1 protein-coding gene is annotated in these 798 nt (G+C 55.8%); it reads left to right on the top strand.

Going from position 1 to position 798, the window contains the following annotated elements:
• Nucleotides 1-798: VCBS domain-containing protein (locus BZG25_RS15625; protein WP_198535237.1), on the top strand; the 798-nt coding region annotated here is incomplete at both ends.

Raw genomic sequence — 798 nt, forward strand, 5'->3', positions numbered from 1 at the left:
ATTACCGGCACCGACGACTTACCTGAAGTCACCGGTAGCTTTACCGGCTCAGTGACCGAAGGTGACGAAGGCGATGCGGTCACTGCCACCGGCACCATTTCGATCAGTGATGTCGATGGCGATGACAATCCGACGTTTGCTGACGTCACACAGGCAGGCACTTACGGCTCGTTGGAGCTAGTAGATGGTGCTTGGACCTACACCCTCGATCAGAGCTCAGTGCAGGATTTAGATGCCGGCGATCAGGTGACCGACACTATCACCCTGACTGCAAGCGATAACACGCAACAAGATATCGTCATCACCATTACCGGCACCGACGATGCGCCAGAAGTGAGTGGTGAGTTTGTAGGTTCTGTCACCGAAGGGGACGTGGGCGATGCCGCGGTCACTGCAAGTGGCACCATTGCGATCAGTGATGTGGATGGCGACGATACACCGGCCTTTGCCGATACCACTGAAGCGGGGACTTATGGCTCGCTAGACCTAGTTAACGGCAACTGGACCTACACCCTCGATCAGTCTGCCGTGCAGGATTTAGATGCCGGTGATCAAGTGACGGACACCATCACCCTCACCGCAAGCGATAACACACAACAAGATATTGTTATCACGATTACGGGGACCGACGATGCGCCAGAATTGAGGGGTGAGTTTTTTGGCTCGGTCACCGAGGGCAATGAAGACGATGCCCCTGTCACTGCCACGGGCACCATCGCGATCAGTGATGTCGATAGTGACGACGCGCCAACCTTTGCCGACGTCACACAGGCAGGCACTTACGGCTCGTTGGAGCTA

Source organism: Salinivibrio sp. ML198 (assembly GCF_001996015.1).
GTDB lineage: Bacteria > Pseudomonadota > Gammaproteobacteria > Enterobacterales > Vibrionaceae > Salinivibrio > Salinivibrio siamensis.